Source organism: Geothermobacter ehrlichii, assembly GCF_008124615.1.
Lineage (GTDB): Bacteria > Desulfobacterota > Desulfuromonadia > Desulfuromonadales > Geothermobacteraceae > Geothermobacter > Geothermobacter ehrlichii.
The window spans coordinates 38,665-63,112 of the sequence record NZ_VNIB01000010.1 but is presented as its reverse complement, the minus strand read 5'-3'; the positions used below and the strand labels follow the sequence as shown (position 1 = coordinate 63,112).

Here is a 24,448-nt window from a genome sequence, read left to right as displayed (position 1 = left end):
ATTCTATTATTTTCGAGACAAGAAGCATCACGGCCAGAAGGCTGAAACTCCAACGAATTTTCGCCGTTTGGCCAAATCGAACAGCCGCCTTTTGTCCTTGACACAGCGCTGTTTTTTTCTATGATGAAGGGTCTTGTCCGCCGACTCTAGACGAGGGGATTCTGGAAACATGGCCAAGAAAGAAAAATCCGAATATATCATCCAGGCAGTCTCGCACGCTCTCGACCTGCTCGAACAGTTTCACGACGATGTCGACGAACTCGGCGTCACCGAGCTGTCCAAGAGGCTGAAACTGCACAAGAACAACGTCTTCCGCCTGCTGGCCACCCTCGAATCGCGGGGGTACATCGAGCAGAACAAGGCGACCGAAAACTACCGGCTCGGGCTGAAATCCCTCGAACTGGGGCAGACCTTCATCAAGCAGATGGGGCTTCTGCGGCAGGCGAAGCCGATTCTCGAGAAGCTGGTCAAACAGTGCAACGAAACCTCCTACGTGGCCATCTTCAAGGAATCGCACATCGTCTACCTCGATGTCGTCGAAACCGACCAGACGGTGCGGGTCGTCTCCCGCGTCGGCACCCGGCTGCCGGCCTACTGCACCGCCTCGGGCAAGGTTCACCTGGCCCACATGTCGGAAGAGGAGCTGGAAGAGGTGCTGCCCGATGAGCTGGAGGCCCATACGCCGACCACCCTGGCCGACCGCGACAAGCTGAAGGCGGAACTGAAGAAGATTGCCGAGCAGGGCTACGCCATCGACGACGAAGAACTCGACCCCGGCGTCCGCTGCATCGCGGCCCCGATCCGCGACTACACCCGCCGCATCGTCGGCGCCATCAGCATCTCCGGGCCCTCGATGCGGATGCCCATGGAGCTGATCGAAAAGGAGCTGGCGCCGCTGGTGGTCAAGGCGGCGGAAGAGCTCTCGACCCGGCTCGGCTACCACAAGTAACCCCATCCCCCAACCGCAACCAGACGCCCCCGGCCAGACGGCCCGGGGGCGTTGCTGTATCGGCCGCCGTTCAATGAGCGAAAGCATCGACCACTACATCGCAGCCTGCCGCCGGCGGGGAAGGGAGGAGGGCGTGAGCCGCCCGGAAAACCTTCCCTTTTTCCTTGCCGGCGAAAAGCGAAAAAAAGCGGCGGTTCTGCTGGTGCACGGCTTCACCGCCTCGCCGTACGAGATGCGCCTGCCGGCGGAGTACCTGGCAAGGCGCGGCCATCCCTGCCTGGCGGTGCGCCTGCCGGGACACGGCACCAGCCCCGAGGACCTGGCACGGCAATCCTGGCGAAACTGGCTGCAGGTCGTCGAAGAAGGATTGCAGCTGCTGAGTGCTGAATTCGGCCCGCCCGCCGCGGTCGGTTCAAGCACCGGCTCCCTGCTGCTGCTGCGGGCCGCCGCCGGCGGTTCTCCCATCACCCGGCTGGCCCTCTGTTCCCCCTTCCTGCGCGTCAGGCACCGTCTCGCCCGGCTGGCCTGGCTGCTCAGGCACCTGCGCCCCTACCAACATCATCCCAAGGTTCCGGCCGTCGCCCCCTTCTTCTACGAACGCCGCCCGCTGGCCGGCATCGCCGAAATCCACTGGCTGCTCGCTGATCTGCGGCCGCGGCTGCAAACGATCGAGCTGCCCTGTCTCATCCTCGGCAGCCTCGGCGATCAGACCATCGACCCCGAAAGCACCGAACAGCTGTTCCGACAGCTCGGCAGCCGCGAGAAGGCCTTCCACCGTTACGGTCCGGAGGCGCCGCACGTGCTGACCCTGCCGGACAACCCGCATCTCGCCGACACCCTGCAGCGCATCGGCCGCTTTCTGGATGGCACGGATCAGGCCGGCGAAGAAACCAGCCGGCGGTAGAGATCGTCGACCTGCCGGCGGCAGTCCTCCCAGTCCCCGGAATTGTCGATGACGTAATCAGCCCGCGCCGCCTTCTCCTCCTGCGGCATCTGCGCCCGGATCCGGCTCAGGGCCGCTTCGCGCTCCAGACCGTCCCGGGCCATCAGCCGCGCCAGCCGCACCTCGGTCGCCGCCAGCACCACCAGCACCCGGTCGACCCGTCCCTCGGCACCGGCCTCGAAGAGAAGCGGCGCCTCGTAGACCACCAGCCGGTGGCCTTCCTGCCTCAGCCGTCGCAGCCGCTCCTCGGCCAGGCGGGCGATGGCCGGGTGGGTGATCGCCTCGAGCCGTTTTCGCGCTTCGGCATCGGCAAAGACGATCTCCGCAAGGCGCGGCCGGTCAAGACTGCCGTCAGCCGCCAGAATGGCGTCGCCAAACACGGCGACCAGCTTGGTCAGGGTGTCGCTGCCGGGGCCCACCGCCTCTCGCGCAAGCTGATCGGCGCTGAGGGCCACCGCTCCCAGTTCGACCATCCTGGCCGCCACCCGGCTCTTGCCGCTGGCGATATTGCCCGTGATCCCCAGAATCATGACTCCTTCATGCCAGCGCCGCGCCGGCATGTCAAGCCTGCAAAAGGCATCGCCGTGCCGGAAATCCGCCATTTCCCCGGTATAATGAAAGAAAGCAGAATCCCGAAAGAAAGCGAATCACGGCCGGAGGTGAACATGCATCGAAACATTCCCCAGACCATCCTCGACCTGGCGCCCGAACGCGGCCGCCAGGTCGTCATGCGAACCAAGCTGGGCGACCGTTGGCGTGATATTGACTGGCAACGGTTTGTGCAACAGGTCCGGCGCTTTGCCGGCGGCCTGCTCGCCCTCGGCATCGAACCGGGCGACCGGGTGGCCATCATGTCACCCAACCGGCCGGAATGGGCCTTCGCCGACCTGGCGATCATGGCCTGCGGCGGCGTGACGGTCCCCGTCTACCACACCGAAGGGGCGGAGGAGGCAGCCTACATCCTGAACAATTCCGGCAGTCGCTTCGTATTCGTCCGTTCCATCGACGAGCTGCGCAAGATCGAGACGCAGCTCGCCCAGCTTCCTGACCTGGAGTCGATCATCCTGATCGAGGGCGACAGCAACGGCGAGGCGGCGATTCCGCTGCGCCGCTTTTTGCCCGACACCGTCGACAGCCAGCTCCTCGACCGGCGCCTCGCCCAGGTCAAACGGGAAGATCTGGCCACCATCGTCTACACCTCCGGCACCACCGGTCCGCCGAAAGGGGCGATGCTCACCCACGACAACATCCTTTCGGCGGTCGAGGCGGCCGCCTGCGTCTTCAGCATCAGCCCCGCCGACTCCTGTCTTTCCTTCCTGCCGCTGTCGCATGTCTTCGAACGGGTCGACGGCTACTACTTCATGCTTATCCAGGGCGCGACCATCAACTACGCCGAAAGCATCGACAGCGTCCCGGTCAACCTGCAGGAGGTCAGGCCGACGGTGGTCATCAGCGTTCCCCGCCTGTTCGAAAAGATGTACGCCCGGGTCATGGAGCGAGTTGGTTCCGGTTCCTGGCTGAAAAAGCAGATCTTCTTCGCCGCCCTGAAAGCCTGCACCCGGCACCTGCATCTCGAACTGGCCGGGCAGGAAATCCCCGGATGGCTGGACAGAGTGGTGCGGATCGCCCGCGACAAGGTCTTCGGCAAGCTGCGCGAGCCGCTGGGCGGCAGAATCCGCTTCTTCGTTTCCGGCGGCGCCCCTCTGGCGCGTAACGTGGCCGAATTCTTTCTCGCCGCCGGAATCCCCATCTACGAGGGCTACGGCCTGACCGAGACCTCGGCCGGCATCGCCGCCAACTGCGAGGGACAGGTGCGCCTGGGCACCGTCGGTCGCTGCATGCCGGGAACTGAAATCCTCATCGCCGACGACGGCGAAATCCTGATCCGCGGCAAGACCGTCTTCAAGGGCTACTGGCAGAACCCGGTCAAGACCGACGAAGCCCTGCGGGACGGCTGGTTCTACACCGGCGATATCGGCACTCTCGACCGGGACGGCTTTCTCGGCATCACCGACCGCAAGAAAGACCTGATCATCACCGCCGGCGGGGAGAACATCGCCCCGCAGCTGATCGAAAACCGCCTCAAGTCGGACAAGTTCATCGCCAACGCCTTCGTCTTCGGCAACCGCAAACCCTACCTCGTCGCCCTGATCGTCCCCAACTTCGACAACCTGGAAAAATACGCCCGGCTGAAAAAGCTTCCCTACCTCGACCACTGCGGGCTGGTGAACCACCCGGTCATTCTCGACCTTATCCGCCGCCGGGTCGACCGGCTGCAGGCCGGACAGCCGGGATTCATGCACATCAAACGCTTCACCCTGATGTCGCGCGACTTCTCGGGCAGGGAGATCACCCCGACACTCAAACTGAAGCGCAAAATCATCCGCGACACCTACGCCGACCTGATCGAACGGATGTACCTGCCGCAAGATCACGGCATCCACGACGCCGGCTACTGCCTGACGGATAACGACTGAACCGGTTGGCAGGGCGTTGAAAAATGTTATGAGGGCAGGCAAGACAAGGCGAAAACAGCCGAAAAAGCGCAGTTTACAAAATCGGCAAATGAGCATTTGAGGCTGTTTTCAACGCCTCCCTGAGTTCGCAAGCTCAGACCGTAGAAGAGTGTGCGCGTGCTTGACCGGAGTGGGCGTTGCAAAAATCACCGATGCACCCGCTGGTTCATCGGTGATTTTTGCGATCCTCAGGCAGCTCAATGACGTGCTATCTGTCGGGCATGGGTTTGCGGACTCATGGTCACGCCAACCGCAATAGTTTTTCAGCAGCCAGTTAGACGCGATCAGGGCAACAGGGCCAGCGTTCATGGGAGATTTACAATCCGCCGGCAAGCGAGTATGCTGAAAGTCGCAAGCGATTCCAACGTTCGAGAAGATTCAAGGTGAGCCAATCCCTGCCCCAGATCGAAGCGGCCCTGCGCGAACTGACCAAGCTGCTCAAAGCGGTCCAGTACTACCCGTCCGGGCATCCGGCCGTCGCGACCACGGCCTCCGAAACCCGTACCGCCTTTCTGCCTCTGCTTGAGGCCGGCCGCAATCTCACGCTCAGGGTGCACAAGGAAGGATTCTTTCTCGACGAGACTCCCGTCGCCGCCGGCAACCAGGTCCTGCGCAAGCTGGCCGCCTACCTTTTCGGACGCCTGGTGCAGACGCTGGTGATCCTTCCCGATCTTTCCACCGACGACCTGATCGGTTTCGGCCGCGCCCTGGCCATCGATCCGCGCGAGGTTCACCGGCACGGCGGCATCAAGGACCTGCTGCTCAAGGCGCGTCTCACCACCATCTGGGTCAACGAAACCGACCTGGAGCAGATCCTGGCCCACAAGCGGGAAATCGAAATCACCAAGGACGATGACACCGGCGGGAGCGGCGAAGACTTTCTGCAAAACCTGGAGATCGATGTCGGCGAACGGGACCTGAAAACGGTCATCGAAGAATTGCGCCGCGAGCAGGACGACAGCCGCTTTGCCGTCCTGCTCGAAGAGCTGGTTCCCCTCGCCCGCCTCTGTCAGAATCCCCGTGGACGCCTGCGGCTGCTCGAAGCCCTGGCCCTGCTCTGCCAGTTCGCCGCAGACCGCAGCGCCCGCCTGCCCCGACGCGAAGCGGCGCTGAATGCCCTGAACCAGCTGACCCAACCCGAACTGATCGACTTTCTGATCGATTTTCTCTGCGACCGCGAGATCGCCGACCGTCATCGGGAGCTGCTGCTGCGCATTCTGACTTTTCTGCGCCAACGCTCCCTGGAGCGGCTGATGGAACGGCTGGCCGGCGAAAAGGTGGGAGCCTGCCGCAAGATCCTGAGCAACGCCCTCGCCCGCCAGGGATCACAGGCGGTGCCGCTTCTGGCGGCCTACCTGCGGGACGAACGCTGGTATGTGGTGCGCAACGCCGTCAACATCCTGGGGGAAATCAGAGACCCGGCCGCCACCCGCCACCTGAATCCGCTGCTGCACCACGAAGACATCCGTGTCTGCCGGGAAACCATCCGCGCCCTGACGCGCATCGGCGGTCCGGGTGCGGCGCGCATTCTGCTCGACATCATCAACGACGACGACGAGGAAATCAGCCGGCAGGCGATCCTTTCCCTGGGTGTGATCGGCGACGAAACGGCGGTTCCCGACCTGCTGAAAATCGTCCGCAAAAGCGACTTTTTCTGCAAGCAGCTCGGCCGCAAGAAGGACGCCATTCGCGCCCTGGGGGAGATCGGCTCGCTTGATGCCCTGCCGGCCCTGGCGACCGTCCTGAAGACCCGCCGGATCTTCAAACGCCACGAACAGAACGAACTGCGGGCCGCCGCCGCCCAGGCCATCGGCGAAATCGGCGCCCCGGACAGCGCGCCGCTGCTGGAACAGGCCGCCAGCGACCGCTCTCCCGAGGTCGCCCGCCAAGCGGCGACAGCCCTGAAATACCTGAACCGCGCCCATGACTGACCAGGACAGACCACAGCAGATCGTCCAGTTTCTGGCCGCCGCCTGCAAGGGGCTGAAGCTCTACCCAGCCGCCCATCCCGAGGTCAAGCGACAGATAGCCCGGCTGTCGGAACAGCTGCTGCTCTACCTGCGTCGCCGGCAATCGATGCGCGTCGGCCTGCTGGAGGGCAGCCTCTTTGTCGACCAACACCTCTTCACCGACAACCAACCGGCGGCAAACGACGTCATCGCCCAGCTCCAGCGTTTCGACATCGAAGGCCTCGAATTCAACCGCGGCGTCACCAACGAGGAGATCCGCCAGTTCATACTGGTACTGCACGAAGGCGCCGGCAACGGCGATTTGCAGCAGACACTGCGAGCCCGGGGCGTCAGACACATTCTGCCCGTTCGCGCCAGGGACGACGAGGACAGCGAGACGCCGCGGGCCATCTACAGCCGGGCGCTGGATGTCGTTGACCGCATCTTTCACGATGTGCGCATGGGGACTGTCCCCTCCTCGGAAGAAGCGGTCAAGACCGTCAAGAGCATGGTCCACATGACCCTGACCGATCCGCACGCCCTGTTCGCCATGTCGCTGCTCAAGGATTACGACAACTACACCTTCACCCACTCGGTCAACGTGGCCGTGCTGGCCCTGACTGTCGGCCGCGCCTGCGGCCTGGGGGAGGAAAAACTGCGCCTGTTGGGTCTGGGGGCCCTGCTGCATGACATCGGCAAGCTGAAAATCGACTGGAATATCATCAACAAACCCGGGCGGCTCACCGACGAGGAGTTCGAGCAGATCAAGAAGCATCCCACCACCGGGGCCGATCTGGTCCGCAAAATGGAGGGGATGTCCCCCGAAGTGATCGACATCGTTCTCGGACATCACCTGCGCTACAACCGCGAAGGCTATCCGGCCGACGCCAAGGGCAAGGCGCTTTCGCCCCTGGTCGACATGGCGACCATCGCCGACACCTACGACGCCATCACCACCCTGCGCTCCTACCAGCGCCCCATGACCCCGAAACAGGCCGTCGCCCGGCTGGAAGAACTTTCAGGAACAGCCCTCCATCCCGACTATCTGGCACGCTTCACCCGCTTTCTCGGCCCTTACCCGGTCGGCAGCCTGGTGCGCCTGACCAGCAACGAAATCGGCCTGATCGCCTGGATCAACCCGGAGAATTCCGGGCAGCTCCGGCTCAGACTCCTCTTCGACGGTGACGGAGAGCGCATCGAACCGCCGGAAGACATCGAACTGGCCGAAGACGGCCAGCGCCGCATCGTCGCCGAGGTCGATCCTTTCAGCCGCAACATCGACGTCACCGACTATCTCGACTGACTGCGCTCCCCGCCGCCCACACACGCCACGGTGGCGGAACGCCCCGGAACGGGACCTTGTCTCGTCGTTCCGGATTTACAGATTGATCATTGAAACAACAGATGTTTTTTATATTCCAGCAGGCCGTCGGCGACAGAAGCGGGTTATGAAAACCAAGAAGGCGGGAGAGATTGACTGCAACCAGAGCACGCAAAAGAAAGTACGCAAGAGGCAGTGCGCAGTGCCGAAAACGAGGTTATCAGCAAGGCAGGCGGCTCAAAAAGTCGGATGCAAGGCATCCGAAATTTCGCGGCATGAGGACAACGCCGCCAACAGGCTTTTTTCAGTGTCCTGAGCGGTTTCAGAAATCGAGACGCCCCAGCGCCTCGGCGGCGGCAATACGCACCTTGCGCCGCGGATCGTGCAGGGCCAGCAGCAGGTGCGGCTCGGCGGACGGATCGCCGATCCGGGCCAAAGAATCGATGGCGGCGCAGACCAGGGCGTCGTCACGCGCCTTGAGCACGGCGGCCAGATAGGGAACCAGCCGCCGGTCGGAAAAATAGCCAAGGGCGGTGGCGGCGTGAACCCGCACCGCCGGCTCGCTGTCTTTCAGCCGCGCCAGCACCGCCTTCAGGGTCCGGGGATTGTGCCGACGACCGAGCACCTGGGTGGCGGCGGCACGGATATCGGCATCCTCGTCCTCGACCGCCTTGAGCAGAACCGGAAAAACCCGGGAAGAACGGGCCCTTTCCAAGGCGAAAATGGCCTTGACCCGTTCACCGCGTTCGCCGGCGACCACCGCCTGCAGCAAGGCGTCGAGACTGTCAAGCAGTTCGATGCCGTCCAGCGCCCTGGCCGCCGCCTGACGAACCTCCTCGTCAGAATCGTTCAGAGCGTTCCTCAACGCTTCCCGGCGTTCATCGAGCATGTCCACAGACTCCATGGCCCCGCCGACCGGCATGGACGGCGGATAATACGGCAGGGTGTCGACGGCACGGCGACCGGCGCGGGGCGCCTTCTGCGGGGCAACGGATGGATATTTCGCCGGCGTCAGTCACCCCGAGCTAGAAGGGGATGTCGTCGTCGGGATTGTAGGCCGGCTCGTCGAAGGAAGCCGCCGGCTGCTGGTTGAAATCGTCCTGGGCTGCGGCCGGGGCAGGAGCACGGCTGCCGACATCGTCTCCGATCCGGCCGAGCATCTGCATCTGTTCGGCCTCGATCTCGGTGATGTAGCGCTTGTTGCCGTCCCGGTCGGTGTAGGAACGGGTGCGAATCTTGCCCTCGATGTAGACCTGTTTGCCCTTGTGCAGATACTTTCCACAGATCTCGGCCAGATTGCGCCAGACGACGATATTGTGCCACTCGGTCTTTTCGACCTGCTGGCCGCTCTTGTCGCGATAGCGTTCGCTGGTGGCCAGGGGGAAGGTGGCGACAGCGGTGCCCGCGGGAGTGTAGCGCAGCTCGGGGTCCTTGCCGAGATTGCCGACCAGAATGACCTTGTTGACTGACATGGGTGACATCCTCCTTCGCAGACCGCCGATACCTGCCGATGAACGACCTGCCTGATGCGGATTGAATGGGGGAAAATGCGGATTCAGATGCAAATCGGGTGAAGTGTAGCCAAATGCGCCAGTGCTGTAAAGCGGGCGAAGTGATTGACTCGCGAAAAAAGCTCAACTAGACTGCGTTTTCAAGGTTTTTCAAGGAGTTGTTCATGCGCAGCCTCTTTTTCTACAGCATCTTCCTCCCCCTGACCCTGGCCATGATCCTCGTCGGCTTCTTCATCGCCCTGGTCGGCGGCGCCAACCCCCTGCACAACTGGGCACGCCTCTGGGGCCGGATCGGGCTGGCCCTGGCCGGAGTCCGCCTGCGCATAAAGGGGCTGGAGAACATTCCGGCCGACAGGCCGGTCATCTTCATGGCCAACCACCAGAGCAACTTCGACATCCTGGCGCTGCTGGCCGGCATCCCCGGACAGTTTCGCTGGCTGGCCAAGGCCGAGCTCTTCCGCATCCCCTTGTTCGGCCTGGTCATGCGGCAGGCCGGCTACATTCCCGTGGAGCGCGGCGACCGCCGCGAGTCCCTCGAAAGTATGAAAATGGTGGCCAGCCGCATCACCGCCGGCGCCTCGGTCATCATCTTTCCGGAAGGCACCCGAACCGAAGACGGCAGCCTTCGTCCCTTCAAGAAGGGCGGTTTTCTCGTCGCCCTGCAGTCGGGAGTGGAGATCGTCCCCGTCGCCATCAGCGGCAGCTTCACCATCATGCCCAAGGGCGGCAAGAAGATCCGCGGCGGCCGCATCGAGGTGACCTTCTTCGCCCCGGTTCCAACCGCCGGCAAATCGGTCCGGCAGCTGCGCGAGCTGATGGCGCAGATCCGACAGCCGATCGCCGCGACCCTGGGAGACGGCGAGGCATGACGCCCTCTCCCAACCCAACCGACGACTTCCGAACTCTGCGCCTGTTGCCTCTGGGCGGCCTGGGCGAGATCGGGCTGAACATGCTGGCCGTCGAGTGCGGCGGCAAGATCCTGATCATCGACTGCGGCCTGATGTTTCCCGAGCCCTACATGCTAGGCATCGACCTGGTGATTCCCGACGTGTCCGCCCTGCGGCAGCGCCGTGACGACATTCTGGGCATCCTGCTGACCCACGGCCACGAGGACCACATCGGCGCATTGCCCTATCTGCTGGACGACCTCGGTTCACCGCCGGTCTATGGCACGCCGCTGACCCTGGGACTGCTGAAGAACCGGCTCTCCGAACGCCGGCTGGACAGCCCGGCCCGGCTGCACACCGTGCAGCTGCGGCAGCCGCTGAAACTCGGCCCGTTCGAAGCCGAATTCTTCCGGGTCACCCACAGCATCGTCGACGGCGCCGGCATCCTGCTGCGAACTCCGGCCGGCAACATTCTGCATACCGGCGACTTCAAGCTCGACCCGACGCCGGTCGACGGGCAACCGACCGACCTCGGCTTTCTCGCCGCCTGCGGCTCCGAAGGAATCGATCTGTTGCTGGCCGATTCGACCAATGTCGAGAACGAGGGGCACACCCTGTCGGAAAAGAGCGTTGGCGACACCCTGAACAGCCTGATCCCCGCCTGCCGCGGCAAGGTCGTCGTCTCCACTTTCTCCTCCAACATCCACCGCATCCAGCAGATTCTCAACGCCGCTGCCAACGCCGGCCGCCGGGTGCTGGTCAACGGCCGCAGCATGATCGCCAACATCGCCGTTGCCCGCGAGCTTGGCTGCCTGCGGGTCGCCGACGACCTGTTCATCGATCTGCGGCAATACGAGACCCTGTCGCCCCACAGGGTACTGCTGCTGACCACCGGCAGCCAGGGCGAGCCGCTGTCGGCCCTCTCCCGCATGGCGGCCGGCGACCACAAGCAGCTCGAGATCGCTCCGGGCGACACGGTCATCCTCTCCTCCAAGTTCATTCCGGGGAACGAAAAGGCGATCACCAGCCTGATCAACCAGCTCTTTCGCCGCGGCGCCGACGTGCATTATGAAACGACCAGCGAAATCCACGTCTCCGGACACGCCTCGAAAGAAGAGCTGAAGACCCTGCACGCCCTGGTCCGCCCCCGCCATTTCGTGCCCATTCACGGCGAATACCGGCATCTGGTGCGGCACGCGCGGCTCGCAACCGAAATGGGCCTGCCCGCCGCCAACGCCTTCGTGCTGAGCAACGGCCAGACGCTGGTGCTGGGCCCCGACGGAGCCCACCGTGGCGAGGAGATCGAAACCGGCCGCATCTTCGTCGACGGCAGGGGCGTCGGCGACCTGGGCTCGGTTGAGCTGCGCGACCGGAGGCACCTGGCCAATCACGGCGTGGTCAACGTCATCCTCGCCATCAACCAGAAGACGGGAGAGATCCTCTACGGGCCGGAGATATTCAGCCGCGGCTTCATCACCGAGGATTGCGGCGGCGACTATCTCGCCCGGGCCGAACAGGAAGTGCGCGAACTTCTCGACCAGCACAGCCTGGAAACCGTCGGTGACTGGGAGGAGATCCGGGTCGAGGTCCGCAAGTGCCTGCGCCGTTTCTTCAATCGGACACTCGATCGAAGACCTCTCATTTTGCCATTCATTCTCGAACTCTAGCCTGACATGCGGATATCCGGAGAAACACATAAATGAGCATCGGACAAGCCGTTTTTCTCGGCCTGCTGCAGGGACTGACCGAATTTCTTCCCGTTTCCAGCTCCGGCCACCTGGTCATCGCCCAGCACTTTCTGACCGGCTTCCGGCAACCGGGAGTACTGTTCGACGTCATGCTGCATGTCGGCACCATGCTGGCGGTCTGTCTCTACTTCCGTCACGACCTGGCGGCGCTGCTCAGCGCCCCGCTGCGCCGCAACGAGGAAGACCGGCGTCAGCTGCGCCTGCTCGGTCTGCTCGCCCTGGCGTCGGTACCCACGGCCATCATCGGCCTGAGCCTGGAGGATTTCTTCAGCCGGCTCTTTCACAGCCTGCCGACAGTCGCCGCCATGCTGCTGGTGACCGGCAGCCTGCTCTTCGTCGCCGAACGGCTGCGGCGCGGCGAGCGGGGCATCGACAGGCTGGGAGCCTTCGACGCGCTGCTGGTCGGCACCGTCCAGGGGCTGGCGATCATCCCCGGCATCTCCCGCTCCGGCTCCACCATCGCCGTCCTGCTGCTGCGCGGCGTCGACGGCGAAGCCGCCGCCCGTTTCTCCTTCCTTCTCGCCCTGCCGGCGGTCGGTGGCGCCGCCCTGCTGTCGCTCAGAGATCTGCGGGCGGTCCAGGCCGCGGAGATCCCGGCCTACCTGGCCGGCACCCTGGCGGCCTTTCTGATCGGACTGGCCTCGATTCATCTGCTGATGGGTGTTATCCGCAAACGGCGGCTGCTGGTCTTCGCCGTCTACTGCTGGCTTGTCGGCCTGCTCTTTCTGCTGGTGCCGTTTTGACGGGTATCGAAAAACGTCACGCGGGCGACGAGACAAGACGAAAGCAGCCGAAAAAGCGCACAATGTTTCATTGTCAAATCGCCGACTTTTGGGCTATAGTGCCGAAGATATGGGCAGCGAAAGCAAACCTTTTTTCCGCGAACATCTGAAGAAGGAAATCGCCGGCATCTTCTGGCTCGCCTTCGGGGTCTTCACCCTGCTCAGCCTGGTCTCCTTCTCCAACGCCGATCCGTCCTTCAACAACAACCTGCACCCGGAGACCATCCGCAACTTCGGCGGCGTTGTCGGGGCGCATCTGGCCGATCTCTTCTTCCAGGTGCTCGGGCTGCCTTCCTTCCTGGTGCCACTGGCCTGCTTTCTCTTTGCCTGGCGCCTGCTGAAGTTCCGCGACATCAAGGTCCGTCTCTACAAGATCGGCGCCTTCATCCTGCTGCTGGTCACTCTCGACGGCCTGGTTGCCCTGCACGCAAGCCGGGTGCACCTGTTCGGCGAAACCATCAGTCAGGCCGGGGGAGCGCTTGGCCGCATCCTGGCCGATCCGCTACGCGGCTATCTCAACTATGCCGGCGCCTTCATCCTGCTGCTGGCCCTTTTCCTGGCCTCCTTCATGCTGGTGGCGCGCTTTTCCATGGTCCTGTTCCTGGAAGGTCTGGCCGAGCGGGTCGGTTCGGCCCTCAACCAGCGCCGCGACGCGCGGGCGGCGCGCCGAAAGGAAAAAGCCCTGAAAAAGGGAATCCGCGTCGACCGGGAACCGGTGATCGTTCAGCCCGAACCCGCCGCCCTGCCGGCGCCGGCGACCCGAATCGCGCCCCGGCGCAAACGCCGCAAGGAACCGCCGCCGGACCAGGAGAGTTTCGATTTTCTCGAACCGTCCGGAACCTACCACTTTCCCTCTCTCAACCTGCTCGATCACGACGGCGACGAAGCGCCGTCCGTCGATCGCGAGACGCTGATGATGAACGCCCGGCTGCTGGAGAAGAAGCTGCGTGATTTCGGCGTTGAAGGAGAGGTGTCGGAAGTCAAGCCGGGCCCCGTGGTCACCATGTACGAGTTCGCCCCGGCGCCCGGCGTCAAGGTCAACAAGATCGCCGGCCTGGCCGACGACCTCGCCATGGCCCTGCAGGCCCTTTCGATCCGCATCGTCGCCCCCATTCCGGGCCGCGGCGTGGTCGGCATTGAAATCCCCAACAAGGAACGGGAGACCGTCTACCTGAAGGAGATTTTCCAGTCGCCCGAGTTCCAGAAATCGTCCGGACGACTTCCGCTGGCCCTCGGCAAGGACATCTTCGGCCACACAGTCGTCTCCGACCTGGCCAAGATGCCGCACCTGCTGGTGGCCGGCTCCACCGGCAGCGGCAAATCGGTGTCGATCAACACCATGATCCTGTCGCTGCTCTACCGCTCCAGTCCGACCGACGTCCGGCTGATCATGGTCGATCCGAAGATGCTGGAACTGTCGATCTACGAGGGCATTCCGCACCTGTTGCTGCCGGTGGTCACCGACCCGAAGAAGGCGTCTTTGGCCCTGGCCTGGGCGGTGCGGGAGATGGAGCGCCGCTACAAGCTGATGGCTGACAAGGGCGTGCGCAACATCGACGGATACAACAAGAAGATCGCCCGCGAGGAAAAAGAGAAGGAAGAGCTGAAGAAAAAGGGCATCATCCAGGTCGACGCCGCGCCCGAACCGACTGATCCGGACACGCCGGTCCCCGAACCCGAAGAAGAGCTGGAACACGGCCACCTGCCCTACATCGTCGTCATCGTCGACGAGCTGGCCGATCTGATGATGGTCGCCGGTCGCGAAATCGAGGAGAGCGTCGCCCGTCTGGCGCAGATGGCGCGGGCGGCGGGCATCCATCTGATCCTCGCCACTCAGCGTCCCAGCGTCGACGTTATCACCGGCCTGATCAAGGCCAACTTTCCGACCCGCATCTCGTTCAGGGTCTTCTCACGCACCGATTCGCGCACCATCCTCGATTCGATGGGCGCCGAGAGTCTGCTCGGCATGGGCGACATGCTCTTCCTGCCGCCCAGCTCCGGCGTGCTGCAGCGCGTCCACGGCGCCTTCGTCTCCGAGCTGGAGGTGCAGCGGGTGGTCGATTTTCTGAAAAAGCAGGGCGATCCCGAATACGACAGCAGCATTCTCCAGCCTCCCCCCGGCGATGGCGCGGCGGGCAACGACGATGACGAGTACGATGAGAAATGGGACGAGGCCCTCGCCATCATCGCCGAAACCCGGCAGGCCTCCATCTCCATGCTGCAGCGCCGCCTGCGTCTCGGCTACAATCGCGCCGCCCGCATGATCGAGAAAATGGAACGGGAAGGCATCGTCGGCCCCTCCGACGGCACCAGCCGCCCGCGCGAGGTCTTCATCAACAGGATTGGCGGGGAGTAACGGGGAGAACGACCCTCGTCCCTCGTCCCTCGTCCCTCCATCCTCGACCCTCGACCCTCGATCCTCGATCCTCGATCCTCGATTCGCGACTCTCGACTCGCGCTTCTTGCTTCTCGCCCCTCGCCCCTGATTCCTGATTCCTCCCAATTCTGAGCCCCCGTTCACACTTTACCCCTTGTTCATAGAGGATGAACATTATAGAATGGTGAACAACACCTGACTTCAGCGGAGAGTCCGACAACCATGGCGCGCCTGACCGACAGCGAACGACAGACTCTGGAAGCCTGCCTGCGCAATTTGCGGGCCCTGGACGGGTGCCAAGCCGATTTTTTCCCGAGCGACAGGTCCGAGGAGCAGGGCCGGCTGCAGCTTCAGGGCCCCTGGGGGCGCCTCAGCTACCGGACGTTCACCCGCCTGCGGCTGACCGAGACCAGCGCCGAGGTGGCCATCCATCATCTGCGAAACGAACCCGACGGCGAAAAACCGTTGCTGCTGACCGACTATCTGCCGGAAAAGGTCGCCGCCAAGCTGCGCCGCTCGGGTATCGATTTCGTCGACGCCGCCGGCAACGCCAGCCTGCGGCAGCCACCCCTGTTCGTCGAGGTCAGCGGCCGCAAGCGGCCGGAAAGACAGCCCCGGACGGGACGCGCATTCCAGCACGCCGGGCTGAAACTGATCTTTCTGCTGCTGCGGCAACCAAAGGCGGCGGCCTGGACCTATCGCGACCTGGCCGGCGAATCGGGCATCGCCCTGGGCGCCGTCGGTCCGGTGCTGAAGAATCTCGAACAGCTCGGCCATCTGGTCGAACGAAACGGCATCCGCCAGCTGCACGCGGCGGACGAACTGTTCCGCCGCTGGGAAATCGGCTACGGCGATCGCCTGCGCGCGACGCTCGGCATCCAGCCCTGCCGACCGGTCGCGGCGGACGGAATTGCCCGGTTGCCCGACATGATCCGCGAGCAGGGGCTGGAGGACGACGTGCTGATCGGCGGCGAACTGGGAGCCTGCCTCCTGCTCAGAGAAGGAACGCCGGAGCAGGCCAGCCTGCACCTTGCCGGCGATCCGCTGCGGCTGATGCTCAAGCTGCAGCTGATCCCCGACCCGGCGGGACGGGTTCACCTGCTGCGCCGGTTCGGCCGGGTGGACGCCTGGCGGGGATGGCAGCCGCAAGAGACGCCGCTCGCCGATCCACTGCTGCTGCACGCCGAAATGGCGGCGACAGCGACGCGGCAGCCGCAGATCGCCGAAAGGCTGTTTCGCGAGTATCTGGCGCCGCGATTCGCGGGCAGGCCGGTGGAATGAGATTTGTTCATGGAGTTAGCCGGAACACGAAAGACCGGCACGAGGAAAACAGAACATGATTCCCGACATCAACGATACCCGAGGCATCATCGAACACCTGACGGATCTGGCCGAAACCGACAGCGAAGAATTCGACCGGGTCAGTCGCGAACTGGTCGAGAAGACGATAGAAAGCTTTCCAGAAGCCTACCGCAAACGGGCCCGCGGCCTGCAGTTCCGCATCGACGCCACCCTGTCCCGCTGCAAGGACCCCCTGTCGCGGATGAACGCCATGGTGGAAATCTTCTGGGACCATTTCCAGAAATTTCACGACGCCTTCAACAACCCGGAAAAGGTGCTCGCCGAGGAAAAACAGCAACGGACGCCGGCGCGGGTCATCGACCTGCGCGAGCGGGCTTCGGCCAGACGAAGCTGAAAGGTCGGTCAAAAAACGTCGGTGACCGGGGTTTGTCCCCGGGCACCGACGCGCTGATCCAGCAGATGCCGTCCGGAATTTTCAGGCTCAGGAATCCAGACGCAAGCCTCCGTAGACCGCGAAAGAGCGACAACCTTCCCGCAGCTCTTCCTGAACGCGCAGTGACGAACGGAATCCGCTTCCACTCAGGAAACTCAGCCCACCCCCAATGACAAGACCGTAGCGCTCCGGTTCCCGGCCGTAAATCGTGAACGTCGCTCCCCGGTAGCCGGTAAATCCGGCGCTGAGCAGGTGGTCGTCGATATCGAAATCGTAATTGAACTTCGCTTCCAGGTCACTGACCAGGGTTTCGGATCCCAGGCTGGTCATCCAGCCGGTACGTCCGCCGATATCGGCAACCAGGCTGCCGGTTTTCCGCACCCGCACAGTCAGGTTCAGCGGATCGGCGCCGACCTTGGTAAAGGCGCCTTCTGCCAACCGTCGACAGTTCATGGCGACTTGCCGATCAGTCCAAACGAAAGCGTCACGCACCCGATCAAAACTGATAAACATAAAATGCTTTACTACACCAAAATTGCGGGATTGCTCAAAAAAGAAAACCGGACAAGTGGCATATACGCCATTGACATCAAAATCATCCGTCCACTGGCAACCGGCAATCCTTTCCCCCAGAACCCTGGCGACATGGCAGTTCACCGTCTCCTCCACATCACCTGAAATCCTGCTATAATGATTTGTTTAGGCTGACAAATCATCTTCTCAAGGGAGGGAGATACCCATGTCGTACGGCATTGACCGCAACCAGGCCCTCGACCTGGTCCACCAGCATATTCACAGCCCGAACCTGATCAAGCACTGTCTGGCCAGCGAAGCGGTGATGCGGGCCCTGGCCCGCCGACTGGGCGAAGACGAGGAAAAATGGGGACTGGCCGGACTTCTGCACGATCTCGATGTCGAGCAGACGGCCGACGATCTCGAACGCCACACCCACCAGACCGTTGCCATCCTCAACCGGCTGGGCGTCGATCCGGAAATCGTCGAGGCGATCCGCCTGCACAACGAAGCGGCCCATGGCGACCGGCGACGGACGATCTTCCATCACGCCCTGGCGGCGGGCGAAACCATCACCGGCCTGATCATCGCCACCGCCCTGGTCTATCCCGACAGGAAACTGGCCAGCGTCAAGCCGAAGTCGGTGCGCAAGCGCTTCAAGGAAAAAGCCTTCGCCGCCGGCGCCAGCCGGGAGATCATCCGCGAATGCGAACAGGCCGGCATCCCCCTGGACGAATTCTGCGACCTCTGCCTGCAGGCGATGCAAAAAATCGCGCCCGAACTGGGCCTGTAAGCTCCGCCGGCGCCGCAAATTTGTTGCGGCGGGGATTGGCAAACGACAGCGAGCCTGCTAATTATGGAGTTTTGGCATGAACCGGACTGAACTGAAAAAGCTGCTGACGGCATTTCGTGACGGCGGCCTGTCCACCGACGAACTGCTCGAGCGTCTGCAGGCTCTGCCCTTCGAGGATATCGGCGTCGCCCGCATCGACCATCACCGCGAGCTGCGCCAGGGAACGCCGGAAGTCGTCCTCGGCGAAAGCAAGAGCGCCGACCAGCTCGACGCCATCGTTGCCGCCATGACGGCCAGGGGGCGCAACATTCTCGTCACCCGCCTGAATCCGGAAAAGGCAAAACGGCTGCAGCAACGGCACGGCGGCGACTACGATCCGGTGGGACGCACCTTTACCCTGTCCGGCCAGGCGCCGCCACGGCCCCGCTACGGGCCGCTGCTCATCGTCTGCGCCGGCACTTCCGACCTGCCGGTGGCCAGAGAGGCGGCGATCACCGCCCGCATGCTCGACCTCGAGGTCGAGGAACTGGTCGATGTCGGCGTCGCCGGCATCCATCGCCTGCTGGCGGAATCCAGCCAGCTGCAGCGGGCAGCGGCCATCATCGTCGTCGCAGGCATGGAGGGGGCCCTGCCCTCGGTCATCGGCGGCCTGGTCGCCGCCCCGGTGATCGCGGTACCGACCTCGGTCGGCTACGGCACCGCCTTCGGCGGCCTGGCGGCGTTGCTGGGCATGCTCAACTCCTGCGCCAGCGGCATCACCGTGGTCAACATCGACAACGGCTTCGGCGCCGCCTTCGCCGCCGCCCGCATTCTGCGCCGGAACGACGAATGAAGACGCTTTATCTCGACACCTTCTCCGGCATCGCCGGCGACATGCTGCTCGGCCTGATGGTCGATCTGGGATTTGAGGCCGATCGCCTGCGCGGCGATCTCGCGGCGCTCGGACTTGACGGCTGGACCCTGCACGTCCGCCGGGAAAAACGTCTCGGCATCGGCGGCACCCGGGTCGAGGTCCGGGTCGAAAAAGAGCAGCCGCACCGCAGCTGGAACCGGATCGACCGGATGCTGGCCGACGCACCGCTGCCAGCGGCGGCGCGGAAACAGGCCCGCACCATATTTCGCCTGCTGGGGGAAACCGAGGCCAAGATTCACGGCGTCCCCCTCGACGCGATCCACTTCCACGAGGTGGGGGCGGTCGACGCCATCATCGACATCGTCGGCTGCTGCCTGGCCCTGCAGCAGCTGGGAATCGAGCGGCTGGTCTGCTCGCCGCTGCCGCTGAGTCGCGGCTTTGTCGACACCGAACACGGCCGCATGCCACTGCCGGCCCCGGCCACCGCCGCCCTGCTCGAAAACGTGCCGGTGGTCGCCGCCGACTGCGACCACGAGCTGGTGACACCCACCGGCGCCGCCATCGTCAAGGCGCTGGCGGAATTCGCGCCGCTGCCGGCCATGCGCCTCGAACGCACCGGTTACGGCGTCGGCGGACGGGAGCTGGCCGACCGGCCGAACCTGCTGCGCGGCTTGCTCGGCGAAGAGACCAGCTCGGGACTGGAGTGTGACCGGGTCACCGTCATCGAGTCGCACATCGACGACGCCAGCCCGGAATGGCTCGGCTACCTGCAGGAGCTGCTGTTCGAACACGGTGCCCTCGACGTGGCCTTTGCGCCGCTGCAGATGAAAAAGAACCGGCCCGGCGCCGGCATCATCCTGGTCGCGCCGGAGGCCGAAGGGGAAAGGCTCGCCGCCCTGCTGCTGCGCCAGGGCACCAGCAGCGGCGTCCGCTGGCGGACCGAACGGCGCTGGAAGCTGCCGCGAGAGATCCGGACGGTGGCAACGCCCTTCGGTGAGGTCCGGGTCAAGCTCTTTCAGGTCGACCGCACCACCAGGCGGCTGTCGCCCGAATTCGAGGACTGTCGCCGCATCGCCCGGCAAACCGGTCTGCCGCTGGCCGAGGTCTACCGCCAGGTCGAATGCGCCGCAGAGAAGCTGCTGGCCGGGGAGGAAACCGACACATGAGCGCTCACAACACCGATCATCCCCGCCTGTGGCTGCTGCTGGCGGCCAACGGCGGCCTCGGCTACGCCCCGGTCGCCCCCGGCACCTTCGGCACCCTGGCCGGCATTCCGCTCTTCTGGCTGCTGAGCCGGCTTTCGCCGACCGGCTTTACCCTTGCCTGGATTCTGCTGCTGCTGCTCGCCTGCTACTGCAGCGAACGGGCCGGCCGCCACTACGGGGTGGCCGACGACGGCCGCATCGTCATCGACGAGCTGGTCGGCTACCTGGTCACGGTGGCGCTGCTCCCCTTCAGCTGGAGCGCCGCCCTGCTCGGATTCGGCTTCTTCCGGCTGTTCGACATCGCCAAGCTGCCGCCGGCATCCTGGTTCGACCGCGAGATGAAAAACGGTGTCGGCGTGGTGCTCGACGACGTCGCCGCCGGCATCTACGCCGCCCTGGCCCTGCGTTTCTGCCTGCTGGTCTTCTCCTGACCAGCAGCAGAAGGAGATATGAGTCCGTTCATGAACAGGGAGAGCTTCGACATCGCCGTACTGACCACCGGCAGCGAACTGCTGTCGGGCGAACTCGTCGACGGCAACACCCGGAAGATCGCCGGACGGCTGGCCGAAAACGGCCTGAAGCTGCGGGCATCCCTGACCGTCGGCGACCGGCTCGAGGATATCGTCGATGCCCTGCGGCAGCTGGCCGGACGCTTCCGGGCCGTCATCGTCACCGGCGGGCTCGGCCCTACCGACGACGACCTGACCACCCTCGCCGCCGCCCGCGCCTTCAGTCGTCCCCTGGACGAGAATCCGCAGGCCCTCAATCTGATCGTCGAACACTTCCGGAGGCTGAACCGCGTCATGCCGGCGGCCAACCGCAAGCAGGCGCTGCTGCCGCAGGGGGCCGAGGTGCTGGTCAACGGCCTGGGGACGGCGCCCGGCTTCTGCCTCGAACACCGGGGCTGCCTGTTCTTCTTTCTGCCGGGCGTGCCGCGGGAGATGCAACGGATGCTGGAGACGGAGGTGCTGCCCCGGCTGCTGGCCAGCTCCGGCGCGCCGCCGGCGCTGCGCGAAGAGCGGCTGCGCGTGTTCGGCCTGCCGGAGCCGGAGGTCGAAAGCCGCCTGCGCCGGCACGGCGTGCCGGAGCTGGTCGAGCTGGGATTCGGCGTCGAGTTTCCGGTCACCATCGTCAAGCTGCGCAGCCGCGATGCGGCGGCCCTGGCCGCGGCCGCCGAGCGGACCCGCGCCGCCCTCGCCGGAGCCATCCTCTTTCCCGACCAAACGACCCTGGCGGAACTGGCGGCAAAAAAACTGCGGCAGGCGAAAAAGACCCTCGCCCTGGCCGAATCCTGCACCGGCGGCCTGATCGCCGCCAGGCTGACCGATATCCCCGGCGCTTCGGCCTTTTTCGAACGGGGCGCGGTCAGCTACGCCAACAGCGCCAAGCAGGACTGGCTCGGGGTGCCGGCCGCCATTCTGGACGAACAGGGCGCGGTCAGCGCCGAATGCGCCGCTGCCATGGCCGAAGGGATCCGGCGGGCCGCCGGCACCGATCTCGGCCTGGCGGTAACCGGCATCGCCGGCCCGGACGGCGGCACCAAGGACAAGCCGGTGGGAACCGTCTTTCTCGCCCTGGCCCACGCCGCGGGCACCGAGACCGAACGCCTGCAGCTTGGCGGCGACCGGTGGCGCATCCGCGAACTGACCGCGATGACCGCCCTGGCGCGGCTGATCCGCCATCTGGAGGACGAACAGGAATGAACGGCACCGTTGGCAACAGATTTCTGTCCGGGCGCAAACCGCTGCTGCTGGCGGGGCTGTCCGCCCTGCTGCCAGTGCTGCTGGTGCTGCCGTGGACCGGCCCCGGGCAATGGACCCCGCTGTTCTTCGGCCTGTCGCTGGGAAGCTGTCTGCTGCTGATCGTTCTGCTGCTGGCCAGGCTGATAGCCCTGCGCGACGAAAAGGAGGCCCTCGCCCGACAGCTGGCCGAGGAGCAACAGCGCGGCCGTTCGGCGCGGGACGAACTGGCCCAGGCCCAACGCCGCCAGCGCCAGCTGCTCGACTGGGCCAGCGACGCCATCCTCTTCATCGACCCGCAAAGCGGCCGGCTCGTCGACCAGAACCGCGAAGCCTGCCGGCTGCTCGGCTATTCGACGCAGGAACTGGCCGAAAAACCACTGCTCGAACTCATGCCGGAGACGGAGCGATCCCGCTACCTGAGCCTGGTGGAGCGAACCCTCGCCATCGGCCATGCCGAAGACGACAATCTCGTTTTCCGCCGCCGGGACAACAGCCGCTTTACCGGCGCCATCCACACCCGGCTGGGCAACCTCGGACGACAGCGGGTCATCCACGCCATCCTGCGCGACATCACCGCCCAGAAACAGATAGAGCAGGAGCTGCGGCAGAAGAACCGGGATCTGACCCTGCTCAACCGCATCGCCCACCAGGCAGCCGAAAGCCACGGGCTGCAGGCCCTGCTCGACACTACCCTGCGCACCGTTGCCCAGTCCCTCGACGCCGACAGCGGCAGCATCTTTCTTTTGCGCCACGGCGGCAACGACCTGCACCTGGCGGCCTGCTACAACATGCCGGACAGCGTCCGCGAAGAGCTGTCCCGCATGCGGCCTGGACAGGGACTGGCCGGCGCGGTCGCTGCCACCGGCCACCCCCGCTCGTCCGTCGATCTGCAGACCGACAGCCGGCGCTGGGCCAAGTCGGTGGCCGAAACCGAGTGGCGGGGTTTCCAGGCGGTGCCTATCAGCGTCCGCGACCGCATCGTCGGGGTGCTCTGCATCTGCTGCCGGGACAAGCGGGTCTTCAAACGGGACGAGGTCCACCTGCTGATCGCCGTCGGCAAACAGCTCGGCGCCGCCATCGAGGGGGCGGAGCTGCTCGAGGCCCTGCGCTGGCAGAACCGCCTGAACGAGGCGACCAACCGTGAGCTGAAGGAGTCCCGGCGGCGGCTGAAGGAGAACCTGCGCCGGCAGGAAGAGGCGACCCGCACCCTCGAGCGGCTGGAACGGATGAAGAACAACTTCCTCGCCCTGGCCTCGCACGAGCTGCGCACCCCGCTGACCTACATCCTCGCCGGCACCGAGATCCTGCTCGACCGACAGGCCGAGCTGCCCGAAGACCAGCTGCGGGTGATCGACGCCATCCGCCAGGGCGGCGACCGCCTGCGCGACATCGTCGACAACCTGCTCGAGGTGGCCCGGCTCGAGGCGCAGAGCATCTATCTCGGCCGGGAAAGAATCGACCTGCGCCTGCTGCTGCGCAGCCTGGAAGAGACCGTCCGTTCCAACCTGATCGAAAACCGCCTCTCGCTGCACCTGGACATCTCCGGCGACTCCTTCCCGATCTGGGGCGATTCCGACCACCTGCACAAGGCGCTGCTGCGGGTGGTGGAAAACGCCATCAAGTTCACCCCTCCCGACGGCAACATCAGGATCGAGACAACCCGGATGCACAAAGAGGAGATCCTGGCACGGCGCACCGACCTCGAGCCTTTCGCCCTCGGCTTCTTCGACCGGCCGCTGGCCGACGCCTACCTATGCATCATCGTCAGCGACTCGGGCATCGGCATCGACCCGGAGGAACTGCCACGCATCTTCGACAAGTTCTACGAAGTGGGCGACATCAGCGACCACCACACCTCGCGAACCCGCTTCGGCGGCAAGGGGGTCGGGCTCGGTCTGACCCTGGCGCGCGGCATGATCGAGGCGCACGGCGGCATGATCTGGGCCGCCAGCGAGGGGACCCGCCAGGGGGGCAGCCGCTTTCACCTGCTGCTGCCGCTGGGGGAAACGGCCGCGGAGACCGAAGCATGAGTACCCGAACCTGCCGCCTGTTCATCGCCGTTCCGACCGCCGACAGCCTGAAGAAGAGACTGGGCGAGCTGCAGTGTCGGCTGGCGACCGGGATTTCCGGCCTGCGCTGGACCCGCCCGGAAAGCTTTCACGTCACCCTCTGCTTTCTCGGCGACCAGACCGAGGATTCCCTTGAAAAAATCGCCTCTGCTGTGCTATCGGTAGGTCGGTCGAGCCAGGCGTTTTCAAGCACCTGCCGCGGGCTGGGAGCCTTCCCCTCGAGCCGCCGGGCCCGCGTTCTCTGGGCCGGCCTGAGCGCCGGCGACCAATGGGCCGCCCTGCACCACCGGCTGGTTGACGGGCTGCGCGACTGCGGCATCCGGTTCCGGGCCAACTCCTTCCACCCGCACCTGACTCTCGGGCGGGCGCGAAAATGCCCCCTCGACCTGCGGCGGCTGACCGACGACAGCGAACCGGCCGACTGTGGAGAGCTGGAGGTCGATCGCATCATCCTGTACGAGAGCCGCCTGCAGCCCGGAGGCGCCATCCACACCCCGCGGGTGATGGCGCGCCTGCAGCCGCGCCCGGCGTGACATATAGTGTCACACCAACAAC

Annotated in this window: 22 protein-coding genes; 18 read left to right on the top strand and 4 right to left on the bottom strand. The window is 64.7% G+C overall.

Translation table 11 applies throughout. The features are described from left to right. Positions 1 to 169 precede the first annotated feature (169 nt). The gene (locus EDC39_RS10885; protein WP_148896416.1) at positions 170 to 949 is read left to right on the top strand and encodes an IclR family transcriptional regulator; all 780 of its coding nucleotides are present in this window, start codon (positions 170 to 172) and stop codon (positions 947 to 949) included. A 73-nt stretch (positions 950 to 1,022) separates the two neighbouring features. Further along, on the top strand, positions 1,023 to 1,853 hold the full coding sequence (locus EDC39_RS10880; RefSeq protein ID WP_148896415.1) for an alpha/beta hydrolase: 831 nt from the start codon (positions 1,023 to 1,025) through the stop codon (positions 1,851 to 1,853). Here the strand turns inward: EDC39_RS10880 and coaE are convergent. Continuing rightward, a complete protein-coding gene (gene coaE, locus EDC39_RS10875) occupies positions 1,823 to 2,422 on the bottom strand; it encodes a dephospho-CoA kinase (protein WP_222862873.1) in 600 nt (199 codons plus the stop codon). The genes EDC39_RS10880 and coaE overlap by 31 nt on opposite strands. A 135-nt stretch (positions 2,423 to 2,557) precedes the next feature. Here coaE and EDC39_RS10870 point away from each other — a divergent pair, with 135 nt between their 5' ends. The 3 genes from EDC39_RS10870 (at position 2,558) to EDC39_RS10860 (ending at position 7,660) form a co-directional block, all read left to right on the top strand. Next, entirely contained in the window at positions 2,558 to 4,369 is a 1,812-nt protein-coding gene (locus EDC39_RS10870) for an AMP-dependent synthetase/ligase (protein ID WP_187426754.1), read from the top strand. Positions 4,370 to 4,791: 422 nt separating this feature from the next. Continuing rightward, positions 4,792 to 6,339, top strand: coding sequence for a HEAT repeat domain-containing protein (locus EDC39_RS10865; RefSeq protein WP_148896412.1), 1,548 nt, complete (start codon positions 4,792 to 4,794; stop codon positions 6,337 to 6,339). Beyond that, the gene (locus EDC39_RS10860) at positions 6,332 to 7,660 is read left to right on the top strand and encodes an HD-GYP domain-containing protein (RefSeq protein WP_148896411.1); all 1,329 of its coding nucleotides are present in this window, start codon (positions 6,332 to 6,334) and stop codon (positions 7,658 to 7,660) included. The genes EDC39_RS10865 and EDC39_RS10860 overlap by 8 nt, the downstream gene beginning before the upstream one ends. 340 nt (positions 7,661 to 8,000) lie before the next feature. On the opposite strand, the gene EDC39_RS10850 is transcribed toward EDC39_RS10860, so the two are convergent. Beyond that, a complete protein-coding gene (locus EDC39_RS10850) occupies positions 8,001 to 8,567 on the bottom strand; it encodes a HEAT repeat domain-containing protein (protein WP_187426753.1) in 567 nt (188 codons plus the stop codon). A 136-nt stretch (positions 8,568 to 8,703) separates the two neighbouring features. Further along, complete coding sequence (locus tag EDC39_RS10845) at positions 8,704 to 9,150, bottom strand: single-stranded DNA-binding protein (protein WP_342791326.1); 447 nt, start codon at positions 9,148 to 9,150, stop codon at positions 8,704 to 8,706. Positions 9,151 to 9,353: 203 nt separating this feature from the next. Here EDC39_RS10845 and EDC39_RS10840 point away from each other — a divergent pair, with 203 nt between their 5' ends. From EDC39_RS10840 to EDC39_RS10815, 6 genes are all read left to right on the top strand, one after another. Further along, on the top strand, positions 9,354 to 10,058 hold the full coding sequence (locus EDC39_RS10840; protein ID WP_148896408.1) for a lysophospholipid acyltransferase family protein: 705 nt from the start codon (positions 9,354 to 9,356) through the stop codon (positions 10,056 to 10,058). Next, positions 10,055 to 11,743 carry a ribonuclease J gene (locus EDC39_RS10835; protein WP_148896407.1) on the top strand — a complete coding sequence of 563 codons (1,689 nt, stop codon included), beginning with the start codon at positions 10,055 to 10,057 and terminating at the stop codon, positions 11,741 to 11,743. Before EDC39_RS10840 ends, EDC39_RS10835 begins: the two co-directional genes overlap by 4 nt. 32 nt (positions 11,744 to 11,775) lie before the next feature. Further along, a complete protein-coding gene (locus EDC39_RS10830) occupies positions 11,776 to 12,567 on the top strand; it encodes an undecaprenyl-diphosphate phosphatase (protein ID WP_148896406.1) in 792 nt (263 codons plus the stop codon). 109 nt (positions 12,568 to 12,676) lie between these two features. After that, on the top strand, positions 12,677 to 14,962 hold the full coding sequence (locus EDC39_RS10825; protein WP_148896405.1) for a DNA translocase FtsK: 2,286 nt from the start codon (positions 12,677 to 12,679) through the stop codon (positions 14,960 to 14,962). Between the two features lie 243 nt (positions 14,963 to 15,205). Continuing rightward, a complete protein-coding gene (locus tag EDC39_RS10820) occupies positions 15,206 to 16,264 on the top strand; it encodes a type IV toxin-antitoxin system AbiEi family antitoxin (protein ID WP_148896404.1) in 1,059 nt (352 codons plus the stop codon). Between the two features lie 55 nt (positions 16,265 to 16,319). Then, a complete protein-coding gene (locus EDC39_RS10815) occupies positions 16,320 to 16,679 on the top strand; it encodes a DUF3135 domain-containing protein (RefSeq protein ID WP_148896403.1) in 360 nt (119 codons plus the stop codon). A gap of 87 nt (positions 16,680 to 16,766) precedes the next feature. On the opposite strand, the gene EDC39_RS10810 is transcribed toward EDC39_RS10815, so the two are convergent. After that, positions 16,767 to 17,375, bottom strand: coding sequence for an autotransporter domain-containing protein (locus EDC39_RS10810; protein WP_148896402.1), 609 nt, complete (start codon positions 17,373 to 17,375; stop codon positions 16,767 to 16,769). A gap of 82 nt (positions 17,376 to 17,457) precedes the next feature. Here EDC39_RS10810 and EDC39_RS10805 point away from each other — a divergent pair, with 82 nt between their 5' ends. The 7 genes from EDC39_RS10805 to thpR all read left to right on the top strand — a co-directional run bounded on the left by EDC39_RS10805 (position 17,458) and on the right by thpR (position 24,426). Then, complete coding sequence (locus EDC39_RS10805; protein WP_148896401.1) at positions 17,458 to 18,024, top strand: HDIG domain-containing metalloprotein; 567 nt, start codon at positions 17,458 to 17,460, stop codon at positions 18,022 to 18,024. Positions 18,025 to 18,100: 76 nt separating this feature from the next. Beyond that, a complete protein-coding gene (larB, locus tag EDC39_RS10800) occupies positions 18,101 to 18,856 on the top strand; it encodes a nickel pincer cofactor biosynthesis protein LarB (protein WP_148896400.1) in 756 nt (251 codons plus the stop codon). Continuing rightward, positions 18,853 to 20,043 carry a nickel pincer cofactor biosynthesis protein LarC gene (gene larC / locus EDC39_RS10795; RefSeq protein WP_148896399.1) on the top strand — a complete coding sequence of 397 codons (1,191 nt, stop codon included), beginning with the start codon at positions 18,853 to 18,855 and terminating at the stop codon, positions 20,041 to 20,043. The genes larB and larC overlap by 4 nt, the downstream gene beginning before the upstream one ends. Further along, on the top strand, positions 20,040 to 20,513 hold the full coding sequence (locus tag EDC39_RS10790) for a phosphatidylglycerophosphatase A family protein (RefSeq protein WP_148896398.1): 474 nt from the start codon (positions 20,040 to 20,042) through the stop codon (positions 20,511 to 20,513). Before larC ends, EDC39_RS10790 begins: the two co-directional genes overlap by 4 nt. An 18-nt stretch (positions 20,514 to 20,531) precedes the next feature. Next, complete coding sequence (locus tag EDC39_RS10785) at positions 20,532 to 21,785, top strand: CinA family nicotinamide mononucleotide deamidase-related protein (RefSeq protein WP_246140240.1); 1,254 nt, start codon at positions 20,532 to 20,534, stop codon at positions 21,783 to 21,785. Beyond that, on the top strand, positions 21,782 to 23,854 hold the full coding sequence (locus EDC39_RS10780) for a sensor histidine kinase (RefSeq protein ID WP_148896397.1): 2,073 nt from the start codon (positions 21,782 to 21,784) through the stop codon (positions 23,852 to 23,854). Before EDC39_RS10785 ends, EDC39_RS10780 begins: the two co-directional genes overlap by 4 nt. Further along, entirely contained in the window at positions 23,851 to 24,426 is a 576-nt protein-coding gene (gene thpR, locus EDC39_RS10775) for an RNA 2',3'-cyclic phosphodiesterase (protein ID WP_148896396.1), read from the top strand. Before EDC39_RS10780 ends, thpR begins: the two co-directional genes overlap by 4 nt. Positions 24,427 to 24,448 lie beyond the last annotated feature (22 nt).